Genomic DNA, 7,234 nt, shown 5'->3' with positions numbered 1-7,234 from the left:
GTAGTTCGCTTCATAGCCCAGCACACGATCGAGCTCAAGTGGGTGTCCGACCGACTCGTGAATTGTCAGAAAAAGGTGAGAGGGCTCCAGTGCCAAATCGTATTTGCCTGCTTCGACGGACTTTGCACGCAATTTTTTCTTGCGCATGTTTTGCAGCTTGTGCAGCATCTTCAATAATGTCGTAAGAATTTTTGTAAAGTATGAGATGCTCAGAGATGATTTTATCTGCAGGCTTCGGCTCAAGGTATTCGTAGCCCATTCCCATAGGCGCAGAAAGTGCATTGCGCGTTTGAAATGTCCCGATGCCAATTGCGGTAACGGTGAAGTCGGGCCAGATGCGATGAATATCTTGGTCGATGTAAGAGCCGTCTGTAGAGGCAAAGTACTTCTGCTCGTTGACGAGGAAAAGTTGTGAACTAACGAAGCGCGCCCCGTTTTTCATTGCAGCAGCATTTGCAGCAAGCAGCAAGTCGACTTTGTCCTTAATCGGAATATCGAAGGCGTTTTTTTCGATTGGGGTTTTCCAAGTCTGTTCGCCTTGTGCTGGTTGCGGCGCGAGCTTGACAGGTTCTTTTTGCAAACGCGAATTGGCTTTTGCAACGGCAATAGCGCGCTCAGCAGCTTCCTTGATGCCATCGGGTGTAACCTTATTGGTTGAGGCAAACCCCCATGTGCCTTTTGCAATCACACGAATGCCGACGCCAAACGACTCTGAGTTTTGAATGTTTTGCACGCGGTTTTCTCGCGTTGAGATCGCCTGATTGAGATAGCGTCCGATACGCACATCGCAGTAGGTTGCGCCAAACCTCGTTGCAGTATTGAGTGCAATGTCTACCAGTGCTTTTTTCTCGTTGCGCTCCAGCACAGGCGTGATCCACTGCGCTTCAGCACGGCGCGCAAATGCAGAGATTGGAAAGCAGGTCACTACAGCCGCAAGACCTGCTGACTTTAAGAATTCGCGTCTTTTCATCTTTTTTATCAAGGTTCTATTCACAGAGGTTTTTGTGCATAAGAGCTGTTTTACTTTACAGCCTTGCACAAAACTGTTCCGTGCACCAAGCAGTGTAGAGCGACGTGCATTTCATGATGGTGTTCAACAGCGCTTGTAGCATAAGCTTTACCTTTGCCTGCAATCTACAACTTTCAACCAAAATTATGTTAGTTGCTTCTTGTCTCTGTTTTGCAAGCTCATAAGTTGTTTCTACTTCTCTACTTGTGTTCCACTCGATTTTGTTTTCATCCTTGTTTTTGTAACTTCACAGCCCAATTATGCTAATGACAATGAGTACTACTGAATTACATGATGCTTGCTTGACTGCATGCTCAGCGAATGATAATACTTTCTTACTTTCTTTCTCCATCGTGTTTTTTTCAACTTCATTCTTTTCAAACTCACCTCTATCAGCAATGAACGTTCAACAAGGATTGTACAAGGAACCTGCACCCATCAAGGATAAAGAGAATCCTTTTGAATCCATGATGGCGCGCTTTGATATCGCCGCTGAAATTCTCCATCTCGAAGAAGGGATTTATCAATATCTCAAGACACCTGTTAAGCAAGTGACTGTCTCAATCCCCATTCAGATGGATAATGGCAAGATCGAGGTGTTTGAAGGCTATCGCGTGATTCACAACGATATACTCGGTCCGTCAAAAGGCGGCATTCGCTATGCGCCAGATGTAACACTTGATGAAGTTAAAGCTTTGGCGGCATGGATGACATGGAAGTGTGCGATTTTGAACCTTCCCTTTGGCGGTGCAAAAGGTGCTGTCAAGTGTGATCCCACACAACTCACGCCCATTGAAGTTGAAAAAATCACGCGCCGCTACACTGCAAATCTGATGTCCGTGTTTGGACCTGACAAAGATATTCCTGCGCCAGATATGAACACCAACGAACAGACGATGGCGTGGATTATGGACACTTACTCAATGCACGTGCAGCGCACAGAAACAGCTGTCGTAACGGGAAAGCCAGTCATCTTGGGCGGCTCGCTTGGAAGACGCGAAGCGACTGGACGCGGCGTGATGATTTGCACACTTTCAGCGATGGATAAATTAGGCATGTCGCCGACGAGTTCTCGTGTCGTAGTGCAAGGGTTTGGTAATGTCGGCTCTGTTTCTGCGAAATTGCTCTATGAGCAAGGCTGTAAAATCGTTGGCATTAGCGATATCTCTGGCGGATACTACAATCCTAACGGACATGATATTCCAAAAGCGCTGGAATATGCAGCAAAACACGGTTCGCTTGCAGGATACAGCGAAGGCGATCATATCACCAATGAAGAACTGCTTGAGCTACCATGCGATGTGCTCGTTCCTGCCGCAAAAGAAGACCAAATTACCACGCGTAATGCTCATAAACTTCAGTGCCGCTTGATTGTAGAAGGAGCAAATGGTCCGATGACCGCCGATGCAGAGCCAATTATTTTCGACAGAGGGATTCGTACTGTGCCCGATATTTTAGCTAATGCTGGTGGCGTCACGGTCAGTTACTTCGAGTGGGTTCAAGATCGACAGGGCTATTTCTGGTCGCTGGAGCGTGTCAATCGCCGCTTAGAACGTGCTATGCGCAATGCCTTCGAAGCTGTCTATCACACTGCAATTACGCACAATCAAACCCTTCGGATTGGGGCATACATCCTTGCCATTGATAAGGTTGCCAAAACTTTGAAATTGCGCGGCATTTATGCATGAACTTATTGAGGGAATTACGAAGTGTAATAACCTAATTACGAAAAGTAATTTTAACCGATGTGCTTTTAGGGCAAAACGCTTGAAAACACAACAAAAACTCGGATTTGAAATTTGGCACGCTTTTGGATACTCCCAATTCAGCAGAGATAACCACAAGTTATCTTTGTGTTTTGTTTTGGGTGATGAGGGGGGCACGCCGGGTAACGCTGGCGTGCCTCTTGTTTTGTTGCAACTTTACTTATCGTGTTTTGGTTCTTTTATGCTTTCAACGTGTTCTAAAAATTATCCCCAAAGATGTCTTAGTTTACCTAACTTTGCACTCACAGATTGCTAATAGCAAACCAGATAAATATAGCTTACGGATGAGAATTATTTTTTTTACAGGTAAGGGCGGCGTCGGCAAAACCAGTTCGGCAGCAGCTACAGCTATTCGTTGTGCTGAATTAGGCTACAATACAGTTGTAATGTCCACAGACCCTGCGCACAGCCTTGCCGATTCGCTCGGCGTGCCACTCTCTGGCAAAGTTCAAACGGTATTGCCACGCCTCAGCGCCATAGAGATTGATCCCTACGTGGAACTCAATGAAAATTGGGGTGCAATTCGTGATTTTGTTGCCAGTCTCCTGATGACACTTGGTGCTGAGCAAACTATCGCAGGTGAGCTTGCTTCGATTCCAGGCATGGCTGAATTGTTTAGTCTCTTGCGCTTGCGTGATTTTCATGGCAAAGGCGAGTATGATGTGGTCGTCGTCGATATGGCGCCAACAGGTGAGACCTTGCGCTTGCTCTCACTGCCCGAAGTCTTGGCATGGCTTCTGAAAGTTACGCGCGTCATTGAAAAATTTATCATGGCACCAGTGCTTCGCCCGATTTCCAAAGTCACACCTGGTCTGGATAGAATCGTCGCGCCTGAACATGTGGCAGCCATGTGGGATCGTTCGCTCGATCGCCTTAAAGACATTCGCGACATCATGGATAAAAAAGCTACGACATCGGCGCGGCTTGTCATGAACCCTGAGAAAATGGTTATTGCTGAATCGCAGCGGGCGATGACATACCTCAATCTTTACGGCATGCATGTCGATGCCGCTATTGTCAATCGCGTTATTCCCGATGAAGCCAAAGATGGTTACTATGCTGAATGGCATGAGTCGCAGCAGCGTTACCTTGGACAGATTTTCAACGATTTTTCCCCAATGCCAATCTTCAAAGTCCCACTCTTCAAAAGCGAAGTTACTGGCATTGAACGATTGCGCTTGCTTGCTGACAAACTCTATGGTGATATTGACCCCGCCAAATTGCTCTATGCCGAAAAGCCGATTTCCATTCGACAGGAAGAGCATGGCTCCGTTTTGCGTGTGAAACTGCCCTTTGCACCAACCGACAAAATCGAACTCTCACGCTTAGGAGCAACCCTTACCTTGCGCGTCGGCACACGATACCGTGATATTGCTCTACCTGATTCGTTAGCTGGACTTGTGCCACAAGAAGCACAAATGCTTGAGGATGGACACTTGGAAATTAAATTCGTTACGCCCGTTACAACCGTAACGCCAGATTGAGGATTGTGCCTAGCTGCTTTGACGTCGCGCACCACTGCAAACTGAACTTTCCTACTCTGCTTTTCGTTTTTTTGAGAAGGACTTGAAAAGATTAACAGCGTAATGAGACAAAAATATGCATTGAAACTTCCCCCAAATGAACCCTTTCAACTGGCGCAAGATGAGGCTTATTTCTTCTTGGAGACTGCCGAAGGCGAAAAAAAGGTTCGCTTCCACGACTACGCCGAGATATATCGACATGCTGGACTTTACGAACAGCTCTTTTATCAGCGCCTCAAATGTCAATCCCCACAAAAAGTTGGCGCATTGCTTAAAAAGACGGTAGAAGAATCTGGTGCATACTTCACACAACTTAGAGTCTTAGACGTCGGCGCTGGTAATGGTATGATGGGTGAGGTCTTGATGGAGTATGGTGTAGCACGACTGGTTGGTATCGACATTCTGCCTGAAGCTAAACATGCTGCTGAACGTGACCGACCTGCAGTCTACGATGAGTATTTTGTAGTGAATCTTACCGAGATGCAGCCTGAAGAATTGATTCAATTGCAACAATGGCATTTTGATTGTATGACCACGGTAGCGGCTTTAGGATTTGGAGATATACCGCCCAAGGCGTTTGCAAATGCGTTTAACCTCATAGAAGAAAACGGCTGGATCGCCTTCAACATTAAAGAGACATTCTTAAGCCAAAAGGACAACAGCGGTTTCTCAACATTCATCAAGCGGCTAATCTTAAGCGATTACCTTAATCTGTATCATTTGGAACGATACCGCCACCGCCTCTCGATTGACGGCATACCGATTTATTACTATGCTATTATTGGCAGAAAGATGAGACAGATTGAAGAAGAGTTCATGGCAGAACTACACAATTAGTTTTCATGCCTGCAACACTGCAGTAGAGATACCTGTCTATTTTGTCTGTCCTCAAATCTCACCAACAAACACACCAGCGAGTCTGGTATTCAGCCAGCGTGGTGTAAAGCGCTCTGCAAAAACCAGTGCTTTGTTAAGCCAGCCAGAGATGACACAGGTCTTTCCGCGCTCAAAAGCAGCAATACCTACCTTGACAACCTCGCTCGGAGTTTGCAGTGGAAGTTTGAATCTCTCTTGTTTATAGCCTGCATTTTGGAAGAAACGTGTGGCTGTGCCACCGGGACAGAGCACCATCACACGCACTCCACTGCCATGCAGTTCCTCTGCTAAAGCTTCAGAAAAAGAAAGCAAAAAGGCTTTTGTTGCAGCATAGACGCACATATTTGGTGTGCCTTGAAACGCAGCAACCGATGCGACATTGATAATCCCGCCTTGTTTCCTTGCCAAAAACTCTGGTAAAAGTAGATGCGTGAGTTTGACTGTCGTCAGCAGATTCAGGCGAATCATGGACTCGATTTCTGCAAGCTGCTGATACTGGAACTTCTGCGAGAGCCCTACACCAGCATTATTGATAAGCAAGTCAATCTCTACATTTTGCGCTTTGCAAAATTCAAAGACACGCTCTGCACCGTCAGGCTTTGATAAATCTTGTGCGAAGGTTTTGACCTCAATACCAAAGGCTTGTTGCAAGTCTTGTGCAAGTGTGCAAAGTTTATCTTGTGAGCGTGCTACAAGAATCAGTGATTTCTTTTTTGCAGCATATTGCTTTGCAAATTCTGCTCCGATGCCTGTTGAAGCACCCGTGATGAGTGTAAAACCCATTGAGTGTGTATCGTTGAAATCTTCAATAAGGCTTCAAAAATAGATGGTAGCGATGTATCTTGCAATCATTTTGCTCATCTTATGAACGCTTCATTTTCAGACATCGTCGCACCTTACATACAGCTTGCCTTGCACTTCGATAAGCACCAGCCCGGTGTCGTTGATGCCGCTTATGGCAAGGCTGCTGTGTGGCGTGAGCGCCTCGCACAAGTTCCTCCTGTTCCACTTGAGTCTTTGCATCAGCAGGCAGAAGCTATCTTAGCAGCACTCGAGCATGAGCAAGGTGACCGTGCACAGTATCTTCGTGCCCAAACCTTGGCGCTGCATACCATGATAGAAAAAAAGCTGGGGCATACTTTTCCCTTTCGTGAGGAAGCTCGCCTTTGCTTAGGCATACAGCACATCGCATGGCAGGATGACGCTGAACTTTCTGCTCACATCGATACACTTGAGCATCTCTTAGAGGGTCAGGGTTCACTCTCAGAGCGGTTCGTTCGCTGGCGCAAACGTTTTGAGTTACAAGGAGAAGCTATTGAGCGATTTCTCACCGTCGCCATTCGTGAAACGAAAGAACTTGCTCACAGACTTTTTCCATTACCTGAAAATCACATTGAAGTCCGCTTGGTGCGAAATAAACCTTGGGCAGGCTATCACTGGTATAAAGGAAAGTTTCTCTCACTCTATGAACTTAACATTGATGTCCCAACCACGATTTGGAATCTTTTGCACACGACAACTCACGAAGCTTTTTGCGGTCATCACACTGAAGCCATTGTCAAGGAAGCAGAACTTGTTGAGAAGTTAGGATATGACGAATTTTCTATCAGTTTGCTTGGCACGCCAGCAAGTTTGCTTGCAGAAGGTCTTGCTGAGGCTGCAGAACATCTTATTGTTGGTGATATCGCTGCCAGTGTTGCTTGGCTAAATGCACACAGTGAGTTGCATCATTGTCCCTTGAGCGAACGTGATGCTGAGATTTTAAGCGTGTTGCAGGAACTCGGTCGCAAATCCATTATCAATGCTGCCTTGCTTGTGCATGAACAACAGGCTGATGACGATACTGTTTTTGCATATCTACGTCGCTTTTCGCCTAGTGAAGATGAGCTGTTGCATCGCGTGATTGCACGCCTGCGCGACACTGACTATCGCACCTATATGCTCACCTATCCAATTGGCAAAGCACTCGTGATGCAACAGCTAAATCAGTCAAGCAACCCTGCAGAAAAATTCTATGAGATGCTTAAAGCTGTGAATTATCCGCTTAATTAATTCCTTCA

The 7,234-nt window shown here is 46.2% G+C and carries 5 protein-coding genes and 1 pseudogene; 4 read left to right on the top strand and 2 right to left on the bottom strand.

Going from position 1 to position 7,234, the window contains the following annotated elements; translation table 11 throughout:
• Positions 1–970, bottom strand: a pseudogene (locus CMR00_09790) (TldD protein).
• Between the two features lie 437 nt (positions 971–1,407).
• Here CMR00_09790 and CMR00_09785 point away from each other — a divergent pair.
• From CMR00_09785 to CMR00_09775, 3 genes are all read left to right on the top strand, one after another.
• Entirely contained in the window at positions 1,408–2,697 is a 1,290-nt protein-coding gene (locus CMR00_09785) for an amino acid dehydrogenase (GenBank protein ID PIO47579.1), read from the top strand.
• A gap of 104 nt (positions 2,698–2,801) precedes the next feature.
• Entirely contained in the window at positions 2,802–4,259 is a 1,458-nt protein-coding gene (locus CMR00_09780; protein PIO47578.1) for an arsenic-transporting ATPase, read from the top strand.
• A gap of 102 nt (positions 4,260–4,361) precedes the next feature.
• Positions 4,362–5,135, top strand: coding sequence for a methyltransferase (locus CMR00_09775; protein ID PIO47577.1), 774 nt, complete (start codon positions 4,362–4,364; stop codon positions 5,133–5,135).
• A gap of 51 nt (positions 5,136–5,186) precedes the next feature.
• On the opposite strand, the gene CMR00_09770 is transcribed toward CMR00_09775, so the two are convergent.
• Positions 5,187–5,957 (bottom strand): short-chain dehydrogenase, encoded by a 771-nt coding sequence (locus tag CMR00_09770; protein ID PIO47576.1) that lies wholly within the window; start codon positions 5,955–5,957, stop codon positions 5,187–5,189.
• 81 nt (positions 5,958–6,038) lie between these two features.
• On the opposite strand from CMR00_09770, the gene CMR00_09765 reads away from it, so the two are divergent.
• Positions 6,039–7,226, top strand: coding sequence for a hypothetical protein (locus CMR00_09765; GenBank protein PIO47575.1), 1,188 nt, complete (start codon positions 6,039–6,041; stop codon positions 7,224–7,226).
• Positions 7,227–7,234 lie beyond the last annotated feature (8 nt).

It is taken from the genome of [Chlorobium] sp. 445, assembly GCA_002763895.1.
Taxonomy (GTDB): Bacteria; Bacteroidota; Chlorobiia; order Chlorobiales; family Thermochlorobacteraceae; genus Thermochlorobacter.
Note: the sequence above shows the minus strand (reverse complement) of the source record. Positions and strands in the feature narration are given on the sequence as shown.